Consider the following 508-nt stretch of genomic DNA (forward strand, 5'->3'; position numbering starts at 1 on the left):
GCCAACGAACCGATCCGTACGGGTATCGATGACGTCGATCTCAGACCAGCCGGAGTCCGAGGCGCCGGCGTCGAGCGTTCCATATTGCTCGCAGGCGAAATAAGCGCCATCCGGCGAAAAGCCGATGATGTGCCGTGCCGCGGCATCGCCGGCTTCAGCGGTTCCGGTGGACATAGCAAGTACGGCGCCCATGACCGATGATAGCGAAAAGCGCCCGATGATCCGCACAGCAGCAGACATCACCACCCCAGTCCCGTCTCGCAGTTCATAACTGCTTGCCCCCAAGCGCCAGGTCGATGCCGTCGTCACAATGGCGTGGATTTGCGGCCAAGGGTAGAGCGCGCTATCTGGAGGGAAGAAAATCATTCCTGGGGAGGGATGGATGGCTTCACGCTATCACGAGGTCTATGAAGGCTGGAAACGCGACCCGGAACGCTTCTGGGCGGACGCAGCCGGCGCCATCGACTGGTATTCGCCCTGGGACAAGGTGTTCGACGCCGCGGCTGGC

At 61.8% G+C, this 508-nt stretch carries 1 protein-coding gene; it reads left to right on the forward strand.

The features are described 5' to 3' along the window. Positions 1–382: 382 nt before the first annotated feature. On the forward strand, positions 383–508 hold a 126-nt coding region (locus EOC94_RS33505), incomplete at its 3' end, for an acetyl-coenzyme A synthetase N-terminal domain-containing protein (RefSeq protein WP_148128463.1).

This window comes from Mesorhizobium sp. M6A.T.Ce.TU.016.01.1.1 (assembly GCF_003997065.1).
Classification (GTDB): Bacteria; Pseudomonadota; Alphaproteobacteria; order Rhizobiales; family Rhizobiaceae; genus Mesorhizobium; species Mesorhizobium mediterraneum.